We start from the raw sequence: 18,034 nt of genomic DNA, 5'->3' as shown, positions 1-18,034 counted from the left end.
TAATAGCTGTCCGCTCCCTGGTTTGGAACTACAGTATTTCTTTCAATCCTCTTGCAGCTGTGTATACACTTCCGACGCCGGATATGAAGTGAGCCACCCGTACAGCCTCCATTACTTCTTCCTTTGTGGCGCCCTCTGCCATTGCCTGCATTGCTAGCACCATAACTCCGTCTTCAGCACCTTCGGCGGCATCCAGGGCCATTGCAATAAGTAGTTTGTATTTCAGAGGTATAGCACCCTCTCCGAGTGCTGTTGTACGGGTAATTTCAGTAAGGTTGAACAATTCCGGATCTGCGCTCTTTATTATTTCCAATGGATTTTCTTTCATTTGTGTATCTCCATTTCTTGTAGTATTGTGGTTTTTATTGTATAATGTTCTCCGTGTGGTTAACTATTTTGTTCTTATTACTAAAGACTGAATGTTATTGAAGGTGTCAAGAAAGAAAAACCGGAGATTATTCTACCATCAATCCACTATTGTTAAATATGTTGTCCAATATCTGTTTCCTGGTTCATGTTTTAAATTCACAGGTGACTTCTTTTGATAGGAAAACTAGCGCAAGATCGTGTCCTTTCGGGAAAACAGGCAATAAACGAACTCTACAAAACCGGCTATTACGGGCGGCAGAAGGGTGATACCCTTGAGCTTACACTGGTTGAGGCGGCGTATCTACTTTACAAGAAGAAGCTCGATATTGAAATGGACGGAAGAACTCTTGTATTTGAGGAATTCTTTACTGAAGCTGCGAAAAGGCAGCAGTATTTCGAACTGAAATACATCGTCTACAAAGACCTCAGGGAAAGAGGTTTCTATGTGCAGTCCGGTGTCACCGATTTCAGGGTATATCCAAGGGGAGGTCATCCTGGGAAAACGCCTGCAAAGAGCTTTGTTTATGTCAGGTCCGAGCGCATACCCATGCCATTGTCCGATCTGCTTCCGTCTGTCAATGCTGCGGAAAATGTACGCAAGCAGATGATACTTGCTATCGTTGATGAGGAAAGTGATCTCACATATTATGAAGTGAAAAAGGTGAAAGTAAAAGGTAAAAACCCTCAAATTTCTACTACAGAGCAACCTATTAATTCTACACTTCTTGAGGACCGCGTTTTGGTATGGGATACAGAGTCTTCACAGTATCTTCACAGGAATGGATTTTACGGGAAGCCACTTGATGATGAGCGTCTTCAGCTTTCCCTTGTAGAGTCGGCTTACCTGATGGAACTTGATTTAATCAGGATTCAGAACAGTGATACTGGAAATAGCCTGGATATTGATACTTTTTCCTCGGTTGCCTCTTCCATTGAGCCTGATTTCCTGCGTAAGTACAGGGCGTATGCGGATCTTCGCAATGCAGGCCTTGTGCCTAAGACCGGTTTCAAGTTTGGCACTCACTTCAGGGTATATGCCGAGGTTACTTCCATTGAGAAGATTCCTCATTCTGAATATCTGATACATGCCATCGCGCCAGACCACGTGTTCATGCTTCCTGTGATGTCAAGAGCCGTGAGACTTGCCAATAGCGTCAGGAAAAGAATGCTGTATGCCGTAGAGGACCGTGAAAAGATGATGTACCTTGATATCGGAAGAATAAAGATGTAACATTTTCCTCTTAATTGCTATTTTTATCGAAACAAGTTCTTGATTGTTACACTTATATATCATATTGCATTTTCTTACAAAAGATGTTTAACATAATTGCGGTGGATATTTCGGGCCGCCACAAGGTAAAGGACTATTATCTCATGGTTTGTGCGGCGGTCGCTGCATCCGTAACTCCTGATCATGTTGAGAAAGTGAATCAGATCAATATTCGCTCTTTCAGGAATGATTCCGCACCGGATGTTCCTATGGTCGTAAGCATGATTGAGGATACAGTTTCCGAAATGCATTTTGACGGTACAATTGTTACAGAGCCAGGCGACATGTATAACAAGCCCCAGTGGCTTATCGACAGCATGTTTTCAACGGAGTTCAAATACGAAGAATCCTTAAGCGAGAGGCGTTGCATGGAGATTGCACATCATGTTTCCCTAAGTGCAAGGAAGCTTCTGCTCAAGGAACTGGATATTCAATAGAAGTGCTGACTGTCATGAAACGTGCTATCCTGGTTAAACGAAATGATCCTCGAAGTGAGGATTATAAAAATGAGCTTCAAATGGCTGAACTGGAGGAGTTGGCAGGATCGGCTGGTTATACTGTTATCGCCGAGCTTACTCAGACCAGATCTCCTGATCGAAAATATCAGATCGGGAGGGGAAAGGTGGAAGAGCTGGCACAGCTTGTACAGGATGTCAAAGCTGATAAGATTATTTTTCACAATCAGCTCAGTACAATGCAGGTATATAATCTCTCTGAGGTGTGCCGCTGCGAAGTTATTGATAAATTCCAGCTCATCCTGGAGATATTTGCAACCCGTGCAACAACACATCGTTCAAAACTGCAAGTGGAGCTTGCAAGACTTGAGTACGAGCTTCCAAAGGCAAGGGCTATAGTCTCCATACTTAAAAAAGAAGAGCGCCCGGGTTTCATGGGTCTTGGAGGTTATGAGGACTCATATGCCCAGGATGTGAAGAACAGGATCGCACGCATCAAAGATGAGTTGAAAGATATGGAACGGGACAGAGACTCCCTTCGTAGTTTCCGCCATTCCAAAGGTTTTTCTCTTGTAGCCCTGGCAGGATATACCAATGCCGGCAAAAGTACATTGTTCAATTCACTTGTTGATGAAAGCACCACCGTAAAAAATATGCTGTTCACTACCCTGGTTCCCACTACAAGGTCACTCAATGTGGATGGCAGGGACGTTTTGCTTACGGATACTGTAGGTTTCATTGAAGATCTTCCGCACTGGATGGTCGATGCTTTTCGCTCTACTCTCAATGAGATATTCTTTGCAGATGTTGTCCTTCTGGTTGTAGACTGTGCTGAGCCGCTGGAAACAATCCGTCGTAAACTTCTGGTCTGCCATGAAACGATGTGGGAACAGTTGCAGGAAGTGTCGATAATAACGGTTTTTAATAAATCTGACCTGCTGGCGGAGGAAGAACTGGAAGAGCGTATGCTGAGTCTTGGTTATTTAGCAGCAAACCCGGTGGCAGTTTCGGCAAAAAAAAGCTTTGGCCTTGATGCGCTAAAACAGGAAATACGCAGACATTTGCCTAAATGGGATAGAATACAGATTTCTCTCCCTATGTCCGAGGAAGGTATGTCTATGCTTTCATGGCTTTTCAAAGAAAGTGTGATTCACAATGTAGGATATAGTGAGTCGATAGATGTTGATCTGGAAGCCAGGGATAGTATTATCAACAAAGTAAGATCCTTTGCAGGAAAAAAATGAACCAGTCGAGAAATTTTATTTGTTACTTATTTGCGTAACATATATATAGAATAAAGTTGTTTGTAAACATGCGAACGGGTAACTTCTCTAATGTACCACCAATCCTATCCAACCACCCAACCAACCACAAACTTCTATTTTCCCGTTCGCCAAACTTTTCATATGTTTTTCCATAAAAATCCTTATATTTCCTTAGCCCCTAGATGCTTTTATGCGATTTGATCTTCATGTGCATTCTTTTTTTTCCAAGGATAGCAATGCAAGCCACGATGACATCCTGAAGTATGCTTCAAGGAATGGTCTGGATGGTTTTGCAATATGTGATCATGATTCCATAGAAGGTGGAATTAAGTGTGCAAAAAGAGCACAGGAAATAGGCTCCAAACAAATAGTTATTCCAGGTGTAGAGGTCAGCTCCTCAAAAGGTCATATACTTGTTTTAGGTGTAAAGGAAAGGATAGAGCCTGGCTTAAGTCCTGAAGAGACCATTAAAAGAGCGCGTGAGCAAGGTGCAGTGGTTATCATACCCCATCCTTTCAAGATAACCTCTCATGGTATAGGATATCTGAATGGTCTTGATATCGATGCTGTAGAGGTTCTGAATTCCCGTTGCATGACGCAAGGTCCGAATGAAAGGGCCAGAAAGGAAGCAGAAAAACTTGGTTTGGCTCAAGTGGGCGGAAGCGATGCACATGAAGCAGAGATGGTCGGCAGAACATATGCCGAGATAGATGTTTCCGAAAGGAGTGTAGAAGCAGTTCTGGATGCAATACGTGCAGGCAGGACGAGCGCCGGTGGAAGTATGACACCTGCCTCATTTGTTGTAAAACAAATGTTTGCAGGTCACCTGAAAAAAGCAAAAAGCCGCCTTAGAAAACATTAGTTACAATTTTTTTATAATTTCGATAATCTCTTCCGGCTTTTCAAGGACGGTAATACCTTCAAGGTTTTTGATAATCTCCACGTTCCTTGTATCGACATCCCTTACTTTCAGTTCCACAGGTCCGCCTTTGATTGCGTTGTAATCGCAAAGTTCCTTGCATAGGCCGCATCCGTTGCATTTAAGAAGGTCTATCTGGTCAGCTATGGCATTATTCGGACAGTTGTCTTTTGGTGGACATGGATTGCATTTGCGGCAAAGTTCCCTGTCTATCCCGAAAGGAAGCTCGGACACAACGACACCTGCGATGTCAACAGGTACTACATAGACAGGCACACTTCCCTTCACTGCCTGTGCCACAGCATTACTAACAAGAGAGTCAGCGGTTCCATGTGCTATTTTGGACACGGTATTGGATGTGGCAGGGGTGACAATGAGTGCATCATATTTTTCAAGAAGGAAGCGGCCGGTTTTGGGCCAGCTTTTACCCTGCTGGGTCTCAAGGAATATCTCTTCAAGGTAATCTCCACATGATATTGTTTCCAGATCCTTTTCAAGTCCGTACATCCTTACCACTTCTTCGGCTGCACTTGAAAGGAAAGTATTCACTCTGATATCATGTTCATTTTTTATTTGATCGAAAATTCTAAAACTGGATGTCAGGAAGTGTCCTGCACCAGTAATGCCCCATGCAACTGTTTTTTTCATAGCGCACAAAACGGTTTTTTATATATTATATCTTTCTGACAGGAGAAATTTTAGAGAAACTCATATATCAGCTTCATTGCTTCTTTTTCGGCTTCTCCGCCACATTTTTCCACGATGTCTCCATATGCCTTGATTAGCTTGAGATATTTTTCATCTTCTGTCAGTTGGTATCTGGTAGCATGTATGCAGGCTTCTATGACACCACAAAATCCACGATTAGGTGCACGTATCTTACATTTGTTCAAGTGTGCGCGTATCGGGACAAGTTCGGAAATAAATGCTTCATTTGTAAGTTTTGAATTCACGCATTTGAAGGCAATCCAGCACTGTGCTTCTTTCAGAGAGGAGATCGATATACCATCAAATGCCTTTGTGTCAAAATCCGAATCGTTCAGGTCAGTGAATGTGGCAAGTACGAAAAGGATGGGGTCATGTGTAATGTTTACTACAAGTTTTTTCTCGGCGAGCACATTTTCATAGGTATTTGATCCTTTGAAAAGCCTGATAAAAAGCTTGTCTTTTTTTCTTATTATCCCCATAGGCGCCGCGTTTGGCGTCCATCCCTTGTTAGTTGTTACAATAGTTTCGGAAATTCCGTCATATATCCCGAAATCATCAAGATTGAAATCCTTTTCCATCATCAATATCTGACTCCTGCAAGCAAGGCAATGAATATACCGGCGATCACTATATCCGCAGTGGATCCCGGATTGATCTTCCTCTCCAGGAGTTCCCTGTCCATTTCTTCAATAAGAGGTTCTATATCTATAAATTTTGATTCATTATTATATATTTTTTGTATCAGGAATTTTGCATGAGATGATACCGAAAGGGCAGTCTCACTGTCGAACTTGGTAGTGATGAAGGTATCTTCGTTTTCTGAGAGGATCTTCAGAAAAGTAAAGACTATCAAGTCATTGATATCGGCATCTAGATATCCCGGTAAAAGCCTGTTGTCCATGCCTGAAATGATAGTTTCGGCGCAGGCTGTGCATCTCATGAAGCCTGAAGTCCACTCATTTGCTATCAGGTCATAGTCTTTTGCTATTTCCATGAGGTCATAGAGGCTTACCTTTTTTTCATTCAATTCGTTTATTGCCTTTTCATTCTGAAGGCTGAATTCTTCCACTGGATTGACCTTCACCCCGGCAGCTTCAAAACAACTATAGAAATCAATAGCATCTGATGTATCCGTATTTTTCACGATTCTGTTTGCACATTCGGTGATTTCGGAAAGTGAAAATGTATCCTTTTCCTTGAGAATTTTTCCGGCTGCCATTGAAAGAGGTATAAGCAGTATAATTGCACCGAAATGAGTGTTTCCTCCTTTCTGCCAGTTGACGCTTTCTATAACTGCGTTTTTTATGAGCTTTCCAACACTATCAGACCCATTAGTGGCTTCTTCTATAACCGGATACATACTGATAGCAGATGCCAGAAAATGCTCGTAACGCGTATCCTCATAATCGTCGTGTCTGTCCACATTGCCGGGTTTTGGAGAGGATGAGACTTCAAGGCACATTGCAAGCTGGGCACATCGCGCAATATATGAATTAAGGGTATAATTTCCTTTTTTGATCGTAAATTCCGGATCTTCGCTCATTTGTCTTGCCTTTAGAACATTTAGTGGGATTTTGAATTTTGAAGAATATGGTCGGCAAGCTCTTTCTTAAGACGCATGTATTCAGCATCTGAAAGGCCAAGTGTTTCAAGTACACCGTCTCTGAGGAAACATGGTTTTGAGATCTTGCAACACCATACGAGGCTTCCAAAGCATGTACTGTCTCCGTATTCCAGCATTGTTCCTTTTGCAAACTCCATTTTAAGGTCTGCAAATTCCTGTGCTGTCAGTCCCAGTCTTTCGATCTTGCCATGTACAGGGCATTGTTTGACAGGTAGGCAACAGAACGTCAGTCCTCTAAGATCACCTTCACCTCTACATACATGTTTTGGAGCGTTGTACCATCCCATGTCTTCCTGAAGCATTGACATATTCGTGACAAGTTGGCTGATAAGTTTTGGATTCTGAAGTAATCCCCTTGCAACGGATATCATATCTGCTCCCCTTGTAAACATATCCTTAGCTGTTTCAAAGTCCGTGACTGAGTTGTTGCAAATCAGGAACATACGGGTGGAATCACGTACATTCTTGATGAGGTTGAGATCTGCTCCTGCACCTTCCTGCATTGCATCAAGGTGGAGTATGTCAGCTCCGGCTTCTTCAATCTGCTGAACGAGTTCGATGTCATCCACTACATTCGCACGAACCTTTACAGAGAGTATAACTCCTGTTTCTTTGATCCTGCTTATCCAGTCACGGAGTTTTGGAAGATTGCCAAGAAGCGCCTGTCCTGCTCCAATATCTGTCATTTCCTTCTGCCTACAATGTGCATCCAGTTCGAGGATTGCACCTGCATCATTAACCAACCTGGCAGCTTCAATAAGTGGCTCAATGGTTGAACTCCTGACATTAATCCCTATAACAGGTCCGCTATTTACGGCTTTTATCTCATTTTCAATAAGCTCAAAAGGCTTCTCTGACACAAATTCTTCCCTGCCCCTTGCAACCATATCGGCTGCAGCTTTCTCTGTTGCAGAGTCAAGATTGTATCCTCCAAGTATTACAAGACCTGCATCATTAGCCTTTTCATTCGCAAAATTACTGTCGGTTATTCCTCCCATTGGGGCAAGTGCAATGGGATTTTTAAAAGAACAAATTCCTGCTCTAATATCAAAAAGATTATCTGACAAGTTTTTACCTCAGGTAAGTGTAAATTGGTATTATGTCGCTGAATAATGGTAGATTCTATTATTAATATAACGCTGCACCATGTCCCTTGATTTTTTTCACTGAGCCATTATTCTTCTCTTATTTGGCTCTGAACTCAAAAACTAAATACTATCAACACAAACGTTTTAAATAACAATTTATTCCATCAAGTGGGACTGAAATGTGGAGGTAAATTCATGAACTGTATTGTTTGTGGTGTCGAAAGTGATGCAAGATATTGTGATGAGTGCGGGAAAGTTATGGATGAGCTAATAAGGACTGTCGGTGAAGAACGTTGGAACGCAATTGATGATTGTTCCTTCATATATCCCATGGTGCTACGTGTCGCAAGAGGGGAACTTAACATCTACGATATTATACAGGCCCTGGAAGTTGAAGACTGAAACTTTCCGGGAAATTTATAATTTGAAAAAAGTAAGAAAAGGATAAAGTAAGCAGGGCTTACTTATCCGTCGAGTATTTCTTCTGCAACGTCTCTGTATGCATCCATTACGTAAGCGATACCGGATACCTTTGCAGCTTCCTCTGTAAGTGCCATGAGATCCTTACGTGAGAGTGTTGGAAGGCTGAATCTCCTGGAACCAGCCATGAGCTGCTGCAGTCCTACCCTGGTTTTCTCTGAATAGGAGTAGATTCCGAGAGCTCCCAGTGGGATGTCCTTCATTTCGCTTCCGTAGCGTTCTTCCAGTTCTTCGTAGTGTGTGAAGATTTCTTCTTTTCTGTGTCCGAATTCGGATACAGTCTTTGGAAGATCATCTTCTTCAAGCCACTTGCCGATATTCTTGCCTACCATTCCCGGGATCATGAGACCACGGCCCATGCAGACTGCCTTGAAGTAAGGTGCGCCCATTGCAAGTACCTTGTAGATTCCGTCTTCGCTTGAGAAGCCACCTGCCATTGCAAGGTCAGGTACTCTCTTGCCCTTTGAGCTCAGCTTTTCTGCGAACTCGTAAACCAGTGACTGAAGGTATATTGTAGGAGTTCCCCATTCTTCCATCATTGGCCATGGGCTCATACCGGTACCTCCAGGAGCACCGTCGTATGTCAAAAGGTCGATCTTTGCATCGGAACTGTACTTGATAGCCATTGCGGTTTCTGCCATGGAGTAAGCACCAGTCTTTAAGGTGATACGCTTGAAGCCAAGGTCTCTGAGTCTGTCACATTCTTCGTGGAATCCTTCTTCTGTGACAAATCCAAGTCTGGAGTGTCTCTCGAACTCTCTGATAGCACCTACCTTGAATGCTTCCTGGACGGATGCAAGTTCTGGATCAGGGGTTACGATGTAGCCTCTCTTCTTAAGCTCAATTGCACGGTCAAGGTCTCTTACTTTAATCTCTCCGCCGATACATTTTGCGCCTTGTCCCCATTTCAGCTCGATAGTGTCCATCTCGTGCTTGCTGGAAAGGTATTCTGCTACACCAAGGTTTGTGTCTTCTACGTTCATCTGAACAAGCATTTCGCCGTATCCATCGTAGAATTTTTTGTAAAGCTCGATTCTGCGGTCCATTTCAGGAGATTCTGTTACAAGGCCGTCACTTCCCCTCTTGAGTTCAGGGTCAACGCCACATACGTTTTCACCGCATACTATAGTAACACCTGAGATAGCTGCACCGATTGCGAAGTGTTCCCAGTTCTTTCTTGCGATATCAGTAGAACCAAGTGCTCCTGTGAAGATAGGTACCTTCATCTTTACTTTTTTGTCCCATCCGTATTCGGTTTCCGTACTAACGTTCGGGAATCTTGCGGTTTCAGGACCAGGTATCATGTCTTCGGGCATGCCGATAGCTCCGACAGCATATCCCTGAATGTTGAGGTGGGAGTAGTCGACAGGATAGTTCTTGTCAGCACCTGCTGTTACCTCACCGAAAGGTCCTGGGTAAAGGACTTCACGTCCTCTGAAAGTAGATTTAAAAATTTCACAATTTCCGCGGCATCCGTCCACACAACGTGTACAGATTCCTGACATTGGTACGACGCTTTTTGACCTGTTGAAGGTCTTTGTAGCTTCATTTGCATTTGGTTGCCTAAGGTTGACCATGCGTGTTCACTTCCTCTGTTATTCAGTACTATTTGATACAGGTCGGTCTTCCTATTTCCAGCCTGTTTCTAACCATGTAGGTGGTAATAGTAGGATAACGGTAGGCTTGTGCTTTTATTTATATTTTTCCATTAATTCTGGTTAATTTCATTTCTGCAGGTATAATCAGCAACCTACTTCCTTTATGAGTATTTATAGGATTCGACACATTTTCTGAATTGGTTTACTGTCGGCTAATGGATTAAACGACTATTTTTGAGCTCATGCTGATTTGGTGGCCAATTAGATTATCTCTGAAATCCTGCAGGTTAAACAGGCAGAATCGAGACATCAACGCTTAAACAACATTAATAAACCATTAACTATTATGTTTCAAAGGGAGGTTTTATCATAGTCCATATAATGAGATGTCGTGATCTTGGATTCAATGATGATTTCATCGTTGTAGACAATGATCCTGTAAAAGTAAAAGAAAAAATGCGTGAACATATAATGGACAATCACAAGGATGAGTTCGAGGAACTTTCTGATTTTCACAAAGAGGAAATAATGTCAAAAATGGACTTCCTGCTGACTCGTGGTTGTGGATGTGGTGTCCTGAAACTCTGACCATACTGTTTATTTTTAGTTTCTTTTCCTTGTGTGTCTGGTCAGAATATAAAATCCTGCGATAACAGGTGGAAGGCCTATTAAGGCAGCTTTGCTCAAGTTATCAATTCTAATATATGTACCGTTCTCTAAACCTACATCTTCTATAGCAGGTGCTGATACATAACCTGCAAAGATGATGAGCAAAATAAGCAACATCAGAACAATACCTGCCAGAAGATATCGATTGTACTGCATTAAGCACCACTATTTAACAGCTTAAATTTTATACATGATAAATTTTGTGCATTCACTCTATTATTTGAATTGCAGCAATGAGGATTCACAAAATAGCACTCTCTATACGTATGCTTTTATTACATCTTCTAAGGATTATTTGTTGTGAATATTCTTCTGTACGAAACATATATCTAGGATACAGGCAGATATCCAACTTCACTTCATGAGAGAGGAAGGGCGGCTACCGGGTCGTAAGACCTGAGGAAAGTCTCCCCACCATTTAAACACACGAGTGCCCGTAAAAGGCACCTGGCGAGAGTCCGGGCAGTTGCAATGCAACTCATGCAGTTCTTCTGCGTGCTGGCACAGAAACGATACCGTACCATGTTAATGCTGTGATGCTGAAAGGCTGAGGTCGCATGGATTGCGGATGGAACGGCGAATCCTCGTGGGTGCAAGTCGGAAAAGGACTGGTCTTTGATCATCCTGGTTATATGACGCTTAGCCGAATGCCGTCAATGCAGCTTATCAAAGCACATCTCCTGCCAGGCAGGATGATGTATTGCATCAACAGAAGGGAGCTTACTCTCCTCACTCATATACCTTTTTTCAGGAATTGCTTTTCAGCAGCCATCCGGGTTTGAAATTGAAAAGCAGCCATTTCAGATACTGCTTATAGCTTAGTCTGAAAGCTACGACTTCAAGGAACTGGTCAATGATTTGTTCTTCCTTTGTGAATATATTGAATGAAATCCCCGGGAAATGATGCATGATTTTTGCAAAGGCAAGTGAATACTTTAAATGTTCTCCGAATTCAAGATCACATCTTTTATCATAATCCATAAGCTGAGCAATATTTCCATCAGAATTAGAATTCAGTGTCTCTGATATTACTTCTGCTGCAATCTGTCCTGATTTAATCGCATAAGCCAGACCTTCGCCGGTAAATGCATCCACAAAACCCGCAGCATCTCCGCTAAGTATTATTCTTTGATTAACCAGTTTTCGCTTGTAGCCACCACAGGGAATCACGTGGCCTTTAAGTTTGTATTTCCCTGTAAATCCGTTTTCTTCAAGAAAATTTCTTATAGCACTATTCGGATCAGGTAAAAGGCTTGCAACCCCGCCAATGCCTACTGAGTAGTAGTTGTCATGGGGGAATATCCATCCGTAACCCATGTTTGCAACCCCGAAACGTAGCTCAACACTGTCCCGTATGTACCTGTCAATAGTCGCATTATCTTCTTCTACTTCAGTGACAATACAAACGCCATATTCTTTCTTCCTGTCTTTTCTGCGGACTGCATTTTTCAGGGAGTTTTGTGAGCCCGTTGCCAGAATTACGAATCTGGATTCATAGCTCGATGTATTTGTCTTCACGGTTACGTGATCATCTTCGTTTGAAACTGAAGTTACCTTCTCACCGTGCAAGATCTCTATTCCGGCCTCTTGTGCTTTTTCAAGAAGGAAACTGTCAAGCTTGCTACGTGTAACAATAATTGACAGGCGATAATCTTTGAAGCACTCGATTGTCCTGTCATTGAAACATATTCTACCGCCATAGACTTCTTTTTCAATCATAGCTTCAGGTATTTCAAAGTCAAGGTAGTGGAGTGCATGATCAGAGAGGGCACCGCCACATGGTTTATATCGCGGGAATTCTTCTTTCTCTATAAGGAGTGTTTTAAGCCCTGCTTTTCCTGCAATCCTTCCTGCTGCCGAACCCGAGGGTCCACCACCAACAATGATTAGGTCATACATCGGGTCATACATCAGTCTCACCGGTTAAAGAACTTCCGATTGACATTAAACATATCCAGCGTCTCTATGACTTTGCTATATTCTACTTCCGTATTGAAACATCCATCATTTAGCATAGGGATTCCATATGTGACAATTTTCTTTCCTTTCAGTCCTATCATCACCTTGTTAAGTTCGTAATCACAGGCGATTGCAAGAGCGCCATCATATTTTCCTTCTTTCATTATGTGTTTTACAAAGGAAGAGCCTGTAACAATGTAGTGCTTGTATCCATATTTTTCAGCATCATCCTTAAGTTTTGTAAACACACATTTTCCACAGGAAATGCACTCTATACCTTTCTTGGTTGAAGCTGCAGGGCAGTCGAGGGAACGCATGCAATGGGGAGTGATTATCATACGCCTTTTTGTTCTTGCGAAATCTTTCTTATGGGCAGTATTCTTCAGGGACACCATCCATTTGTCAAGTTTTTTTGTATCGGATAATTTGAAGAAAAAGAGCCTCAGGGGCAGGTAAAAGAAATCAAGTACTTCTGCAAAAAAACCAGCAAGCCATACATTCCTGTTCAGGCTTATCCTGCTGGCAGCTAGGGAGACACTTGCCAGCAACACGGAAAAAACCGACAGTGAAAGTATAATCTCTCCAAGAAGACTATACATAGTACTCTCCCATCTTTCTGATAACATCAAACACCTCAGCTTTTGTATCGGAACATCCGTTATGTGTCAATGCTATTTCTTGAACGACCATAAAAGGTGAATCTCCTTACAGTTACTCTGCGAGTTCCGGGCAACATACAACGCCTATTCAGCTTTTTGGTTTTAGTGTTCTGATTATCTTTTTTTACGAAAATGCGACTCGGAGTCACATAAATCTTGAAGTTATTTTTACAGCTTCATGGACACAATTAGTGCCGCATAGCCTGCATTAGCATATTCATAAATACTTTAATTAAATCGCAGCAGGCCTTGCAATAAGGATGAAACATGCATTATAGCAGGAAATCAAAGTTTTCCCCTGCTTTTCTAAATTTGTCAATCATCTTGGCATTGCATTTCTACCAGTATCTTACCCACACCAACATCATTTATGAAAAACACCTTGTATATAAGTTTCGCAGGCCTGCAGAAAAGATGGAACAGGAAGAATGAAATAGCTCTTGAAGCTGGAAATTAATATCTCTTATGAAAGAAATCTATTGATTAATTGTAAGGTCAAAAATCTATTTTACCGGTTAAAAAAAGTCCGGTTTTCATCAAGCATTTCCAATGTATCGATAACTTTGCTATACTCAACTTCGGTATTAAAGCACCCGTCATTTAGCATAGGAATGCCATATGTGACAATGTTTTTTCCCTTCAGTCCCATCATTACCTTGTTAAGCTCGTAGTCACAGGCTATCAAAAGAGCGCCTTCATATTTCCCTTCTTTAATTATGTGTTTGACAAAAGAAGAGCCTGTAACGATGTAGAGCCTGTAGCCATATTTCTCTGCGTCTTCTTTGAGTTTTGTGAACACGCATTTTCCGCATGAAGTGCATTGTATCCCTTTTTTGGTGGAGGGTGCAGGGCATTCAAGAAAGCGCATACAATGGGGTGTAATCATCATACGCCTCTTCGTTTTTGCAAAATCATTTTTGTGAGCGATGTTCTTAAGAGAAACCATCCATTTATCAAGTTTCCTGGTATCAGACAATTTGAAGAAAAAGAAGTTAAGTGGTAGATAAAAAAAATCGAGTATTTCTACAAAAAAACCAGCAAGCCATACATTTCTGTTCAAACTCATCCTGCTGGCAGCCAGAGAGACACTTGCTAGCAGCACAGACATAACTGACAGAGCAAGTATGACTTCTCCAAGAAGCCTATACATCACATTCCTCCATTTTTCTTATAACATCATCCACATTGACTTTTGTATCGAAGCATCCGTCCTGAATCAGTGTCACTCCCTGAACAACCATAAATGGTGAAGCTCCCTGCATTGACTCGGTAAGTTCGGGATAGCATGCAACACCTATGCAGCTTTTTGGTCTCTGTGTTTTGATGATCTTCTTTACAAAGCTGCCTCCTGGAATCACATATACTTCGAAGTTGTGTTCGCTTGCAGCTTCATGGATCTTGTTGATATCACATAGCCCGCACATCTTACATTCATACCCTTTAATCGGGTCACAGCGAGCTTTACAATTAGGATGGCGCATGCATTGTGGCAAAAAGATCACGCGTTTGTCTTTTGTCTTCTTGAACTTATCTATCATCACGGCATTGCGTACTTCTACCAGTATCTCATCCACAATAATATCATTTATGAAAAAAACCCTGCATATCAGCTTTGCAGGTCCGTAGAAAAGGTAGAGCATAAAAAGAATAAAATTTGGAAATAATATTTTATGCTTTTTGTAGCTGTAGGCTCCCAGTAACAGTGCAAGCAGTATTCCTGTTATTACAATTATGGCAATAACGACAAATACTTTCCCCAGAAAATCATAAGGTATCAACATGAGCACATAAGACTAGGTATCATAAGTATATCTAGATTATCTCTAAAAAGTTAGGAATGGCAAAGTGAATCTATCACTCTGCCACAAGTTTCATCAGTTTTGTTCTCACTCTGGTGCGTCGCTGAGGTCAATTCCCATTGCTTCAGCAGTGAGAACTACAACGTCCTCAACTTCAAGTTCCTTTGCACCAATTGCATCCCTTCCGTCACTTAGGTTTCTCTTACAGAACGGGCAGGCACTTGAAAGAATTTCTGCCTTTGTCTCAAGTGCATCTTCAACACGTGTTGAAGCAATGCCGAGTGCAAGGTCAGGAATACCTGCTTTGACACCTCCACCTGCTCCACAGCAACGCTGGTTCTCTTCGATCCTTTCCATCTCAATGAGCTTAATACCTGGGATAGCATTAAGAACCGCTCTTGGTGGTTCGAAGTAACCTACGTGACGTCCAAGGTGGCATGGGTCATGGTATGTGACAGTTTTGTCAATGGACTTTTCCCATTTGATCTCGTCTTTCTCGATAAGGCCCTGAAGGAACTCTGTGATGTGCATTACCTTGAATGGAAGTTCCTTTCCTGTGAGTCTTGGCCAGTCAACAAGTGATGCTCTGAAACATCCTGCACAAGCGTAAAGTACAAGCTTTGCACCCTTTGCCTTGATGTTGTCGATATTTGCCTGAGCGTTGACCTTTGCAGTATCGTTGATGAAGTACTGACCTGTCCTGATAAGTGCTGATCCACAGCATATCTCATCTTCGCCGAGCATTGTGAACTTGATGCCAAGCTTGTTGAGTACACGCGTAGTTGCAAGTGCAAGTTTCCTCTGTTTGAGTTCTGCGGTACATCCTCCGAAGTAAAGGATTTCTGCCTTGTCTTCTACCTTGATATCTTCAGGGAACCAATTGGTCCTGTTGACGTTATCTTCCATGTATGGATTCTTGTACTCTCCGATGAGTTTGAGGAAAGCACCCTGCTTGCCGAAAGGACCGTTTCCGCGTTTAACAAGGTTTGCACGCATGGATTCCCAGAGTTCTACGGTATTGATCGCAGATTCACAGACAGTTGCACACATGCCACAGGTTGTACATCCGTATACATCATCCTTGAATTGCTCTATCTCTTCTTCTGGTATTTGCTTTGGTCCGAAGAGCCTTGCCCTTAGTCCATAGGACTTGTTCATAAATTCTCTCCATCTGAGGATCTTGTCTCTTGGGGCAAGTCCCGGATCCTCTCCGGATGCATCATAGGTGGGACACCAGTTCACACATTCGCCACAGCGACTGCATGAGTCGAGTTCCATTAACTGAACAGCTGTAAGGTTTTCTGTATTAATTGAAGGTTCGCGCTTAGCCATTATTATTCTCCTCCTTTGTTTGCAAGGAGTGCAAGCGGTATTGCTATCATGTGTATGTATTTACTGAAAGGTATGTATGCTATACAGAACAGCAGTGAAATTACTACGTGGAATAATGCTGCTGGAGGTGCCAGGGTAGGATCGTCGATTCCAAGTGACCAGAACCTGCCTGTCCTGATTCCGTCTGCAATAAATCCTGATATAGTTATTACAGTCAGTCCGATAAGGAGTATTGAGTCATATGCAATAGTTGATTCTCTTACCTTGGCAACGAACAGTCTTCTGTAAAGCGCTATGATAATTCCTGTTAGCAGGATATAACTGAAAATGTCGTTTGGTACTGCCAGTATCTCTCTGAATATTTCGGGGATCAGGAATTCCGGAAGTGAATGCGAATATCCTACCCGCTCACCTATCAGATAGACCATTTCCACAAGGAACATCGCAACTGAGAGGACAAAAAGTGCCATCCAGCCGAAGAATATAGTGAAGTGCATAAACCATCTGAGTGGACTTCTTCTCAAAATCCTTCTCTGGAGGAGGATGTCAAGGAAGAATGTTGAAAGCACAGATTGATTGTGAACATGTGCATGTTCGCTCATCTGGTATGCAAGCATTTTCGGGAATGCAAGGATACTTCCCGAAGGTTCAAGCCCGTAACCGGTTGAACCCATACCCCATTTTTTGAGGTTTATATACATTCCAATAAGGAAAATACCAATTGACAGGTTAGCAAGTATCATAACCTGTACGAAAGTAAGCCTTAAGGCATCAGAGACGCCAGCAAAGTACTCCATACTCATTTTTACCTTTCTCCTGATATATCATCACAAAATATAATTATCATTTTAAGAATCGAAATACATCTTTACTTATAAGTAACCGCTTTGGTTTGCATGACTGTAGTATCTATATTATTTAAAGATTGTCATCATGGATATCTGCATCAGGAGACTTATTGTTCAAAAAGGTTTTTAGACGATAAGCTCCTAGTAAGCGGGCTAAACAACCTATCCGGGCTTTTTATGTCTGGAATTCGAATAAAAAACACTCCTAACGAAGCGCTTCAGGAACATTCCAATGGATCTTAAAGTAGTACTTGTTGAACCTTTGTATCAGGGAAATGTCGGCTCGGTTGCCCGGGCAATGAAAAACTTCGGTTTCTCCGATCTTGTGCTTGTAAATCCATGCAAGCTTGAAATAGAAGCCAGAGCAATGTCCTCCCATGCATGGGACCTGCTTGAAAATGCGACAGTCGTATCCTCTCTTTCAGATGCTATAGAAGATTCCAGCATAGTTATAGGGACCACCGGCGTATCAGGTCTCAAATTCGACGAACACCTGCGGATGCCTGCCTTTTCTCCCGGCGAAGTAAAGAAACGTCTCTCTGGTGTTGATGGTACTGTGGCAGTGTTGTTTGGAAGGGAAGATCAGGGATTTTCCAGGGAGGAACTCAGGCTTTGTGATATGATAATGACGATCCCGACATCAGAGGTCTATCCTGTCATGAATCTTTCACATGCCGTTGCTGTTGTGCTCTATGAGATGAAAAATATTGAAATGGGCGAGCTTCCTCTTGCAGATGCTTTTGATGTACGTTTACTACACACACATTTTGCTGAAGTTCTGGATCAAATTAACTATCCTGAACATAAAAAAGAAAAAACCAAGCTCATGGTGAAGAGGATATTCGGGCGAGCCTGTCTACTTGAGAGAGAAGTGCAAACGCTGAGGGGAATATTGAGAAAAATACAACAGAACCTTCGTTAGAAATGTTTGACACTTAATGATGTTTCGAAATATTCATATTGTTTTAAGTGCATCTTGCATACCCGTCTGG

The 18,034-nt window shown here is 42.2% G+C and carries 20 protein-coding genes and 1 other RNA gene; 8 read left to right on the top strand and 13 right to left on the bottom strand.

Annotated features, from left to right (window positions below; translation table 11 throughout):
* Positions 1-28: 28 nt before the first annotated feature.
* Entirely contained in the window at positions 29-328 is a 300-nt protein-coding gene (locus V7O62_RS05240) for a carboxymuconolactone decarboxylase family protein (protein ID WP_406657962.1), read from the bottom strand.
* Positions 329-541: 213 nt separating this feature from the next.
* Here V7O62_RS05240 and endA point away from each other — a divergent pair, with 213 nt between their 5' ends.
* The 4 genes from endA to V7O62_RS05220 all read left to right on the top strand — a co-directional run bounded on the left by endA (position 542) and on the right by V7O62_RS05220 (position 4,221).
* Positions 542-1,600 (top strand): tRNA-intron lyase, encoded by a 1,059-nt coding sequence (gene endA, locus V7O62_RS05235; protein ID WP_406657961.1) that lies wholly within the window; start codon positions 542-544, stop codon positions 1,598-1,600.
* A gap of 83 nt (positions 1,601-1,683) precedes the next feature.
* A complete protein-coding gene (locus V7O62_RS05230) occupies positions 1,684-2,076 on the top strand; it encodes a DUF2209 domain-containing protein (RefSeq protein ID WP_406657960.1) in 393 nt (130 codons plus the stop codon).
* A 14-nt stretch (positions 2,077-2,090) separates the two neighbouring features.
* Positions 2,091-3,338, top strand: a complete 1,248-nt coding sequence (gene hflX, locus V7O62_RS05225) for a GTPase HflX (RefSeq protein WP_406657959.1) — start codon at positions 2,091-2,093, stop codon at positions 3,336-3,338.
* A 211-nt stretch (positions 3,339-3,549) separates the two neighbouring features.
* Positions 3,550-4,221 carry a CehA/McbA family metallohydrolase gene (locus V7O62_RS05220; protein WP_406657958.1) on the top strand — a complete coding sequence of 224 codons (672 nt, stop codon included), beginning with the start codon at positions 3,550-3,552 and terminating at the stop codon, positions 4,219-4,221.
* On the opposite strand, the gene V7O62_RS05215 is transcribed toward V7O62_RS05220, so the two are convergent.
* From V7O62_RS05215 to V7O62_RS05200, 4 genes are read right to left on the bottom strand one after another with little or no spacing between them, the layout of a single operon-like run.
* Positions 4,222-4,926 carry a dihydromethanopterin reductase (acceptor) gene (locus tag V7O62_RS05215; protein ID WP_406657957.1) on the bottom strand — a complete coding sequence of 235 codons (705 nt, stop codon included), beginning with the start codon at positions 4,924-4,926 and terminating at the stop codon, positions 4,222-4,224. It abuts the gene before it with no gap.
* Positions 4,927-4,976: 50 nt separating this feature from the next.
* Positions 4,977-5,567 carry a DUF447 domain-containing protein gene (locus tag V7O62_RS05210; RefSeq protein ID WP_406657956.1) on the bottom strand — a complete coding sequence of 197 codons (591 nt, stop codon included), beginning with the start codon at positions 5,565-5,567 and terminating at the stop codon, positions 4,977-4,979.
* Positions 5,567-6,529, bottom strand: coding sequence for a triphosphoribosyl-dephospho-CoA synthase (locus tag V7O62_RS05205; RefSeq protein WP_406657955.1), 963 nt, complete (start codon positions 6,527-6,529; stop codon positions 5,567-5,569). Before V7O62_RS05205 ends, V7O62_RS05210 begins: the two co-directional genes overlap by 1 nt.
* Before the next feature lie 20 nt (positions 6,530-6,549).
* Entirely contained in the window at positions 6,550-7,677 is a 1,128-nt protein-coding gene (locus V7O62_RS05200; RefSeq protein ID WP_406657954.1) for a methanogenesis marker 9 domain-containing protein, read from the bottom strand.
* 216 nt (positions 7,678-7,893) lie between these two features.
* On the opposite strand from V7O62_RS05200, the gene V7O62_RS05195 reads away from it, so the two are divergent.
* The gene (locus V7O62_RS05195) at positions 7,894-8,100 is read left to right on the top strand and encodes a hypothetical protein (RefSeq protein WP_406657953.1); all 207 of its coding nucleotides are present in this window, start codon (positions 7,894-7,896) and stop codon (positions 8,098-8,100) included.
* A gap of 62 nt (positions 8,101-8,162) precedes the next feature.
* Here the strand turns inward: V7O62_RS05195 and V7O62_RS05190 are convergent, their stop codons facing one another.
* On the bottom strand, positions 8,163-9,755 hold the full coding sequence (locus V7O62_RS05190) for an FMN-binding glutamate synthase family protein (protein ID WP_406657952.1): 1,593 nt from the start codon (positions 9,753-9,755) through the stop codon (positions 8,163-8,165).
* Between the two features lie 402 nt (positions 9,756-10,157).
* On the opposite strand from V7O62_RS05190, the gene V7O62_RS05185 reads away from it, so the two are divergent.
* Positions 10,158-10,364 (top strand): hypothetical protein, encoded by a 207-nt coding sequence (locus V7O62_RS05185; RefSeq protein WP_406657951.1) that lies wholly within the window; start codon positions 10,158-10,160, stop codon positions 10,362-10,364.
* A gap of 15 nt (positions 10,365-10,379) precedes the next feature.
* Here the strand turns inward: V7O62_RS05185 and V7O62_RS05180 are convergent, their stop codons facing one another.
* Positions 10,380-10,601 (bottom strand): hypothetical protein, encoded by a 222-nt coding sequence (locus V7O62_RS05180; RefSeq protein WP_406657950.1) that lies wholly within the window; start codon positions 10,599-10,601, stop codon positions 10,380-10,382.
* A gap of 207 nt (positions 10,602-10,808) precedes the next feature.
* Between V7O62_RS05180 and rnpB the strand changes: the two genes are divergently transcribed.
* Positions 10,809-11,180, top strand: an RNA gene (gene rnpB, locus V7O62_RS05175) — RNase P RNA component.
* A 12-nt stretch (positions 11,181-11,192) separates the two neighbouring features.
* Here the strand turns inward: rnpB and V7O62_RS05170 are convergent.
* The 6 genes from V7O62_RS05170 to V7O62_RS05145 form a co-directional block, all read right to left on the bottom strand.
* Positions 11,193-12,356, bottom strand: a complete 1,164-nt coding sequence (locus tag V7O62_RS05170; protein WP_406657949.1) for a geranylgeranyl reductase family protein — start codon at positions 12,354-12,356, stop codon at positions 11,193-11,195.
* A 5-nt stretch (positions 12,357-12,361) separates the two neighbouring features.
* Positions 12,362-13,003 carry a DUF116 domain-containing protein gene (locus tag V7O62_RS05165; protein WP_406657948.1) on the bottom strand — a complete coding sequence of 214 codons (642 nt, stop codon included), beginning with the start codon at positions 13,001-13,003 and terminating at the stop codon, positions 12,362-12,364.
* 568 nt (positions 13,004-13,571) lie between these two features.
* Positions 13,572-14,213 carry a DUF116 domain-containing protein gene (locus tag V7O62_RS05160; protein WP_406657947.1) on the bottom strand — a complete coding sequence of 214 codons (642 nt, stop codon included), beginning with the start codon at positions 14,211-14,213 and terminating at the stop codon, positions 13,572-13,574.
* A complete protein-coding gene (locus V7O62_RS05155; RefSeq protein ID WP_406657946.1) occupies positions 14,206-14,844 on the bottom strand; it encodes a DUF116 domain-containing protein in 639 nt (212 codons plus the stop codon). The genes V7O62_RS05160 and V7O62_RS05155 overlap by 8 nt, the downstream gene beginning before the upstream one ends.
* 105 nt (positions 14,845-14,949) lie before the next feature.
* A complete protein-coding gene (locus tag V7O62_RS05150; protein WP_406657945.1) occupies positions 14,950-16,194 on the bottom strand; it encodes a (Fe-S)-binding protein in 1,245 nt (414 codons plus the stop codon).
* 2 nt (positions 16,195-16,196) lie between these two features.
* Positions 16,197-16,991: a disulfide reductase gene (locus V7O62_RS05145; protein ID WP_406658342.1), complete on the bottom strand. Its 795-nt coding sequence runs from the start codon at positions 16,989-16,991 to the stop codon at positions 16,197-16,199.
* A gap of 277 nt (positions 16,992-17,268) precedes the next feature.
* Here V7O62_RS05145 and V7O62_RS05140 point away from each other — a divergent pair, with 277 nt between their 5' ends.
* Positions 17,269-17,964: an RNA methyltransferase gene (locus V7O62_RS05140; protein ID WP_406658341.1), complete on the top strand. Its 696-nt coding sequence runs from the start codon at positions 17,269-17,271 to the stop codon at positions 17,962-17,964.
* Positions 17,965-18,034 lie beyond the last annotated feature (70 nt).

Source organism: Methanolobus sp. ZRKC2 (assembly GCF_045291185.1).
GTDB lineage: Archaea > Halobacteriota > Methanosarcinia > Methanosarcinales > Methanosarcinaceae > Methanolobus.
The sequence above is the reverse complement of the archived record's forward strand: the minus strand, read 5'-3'. Positions and strand labels throughout refer to the sequence as shown.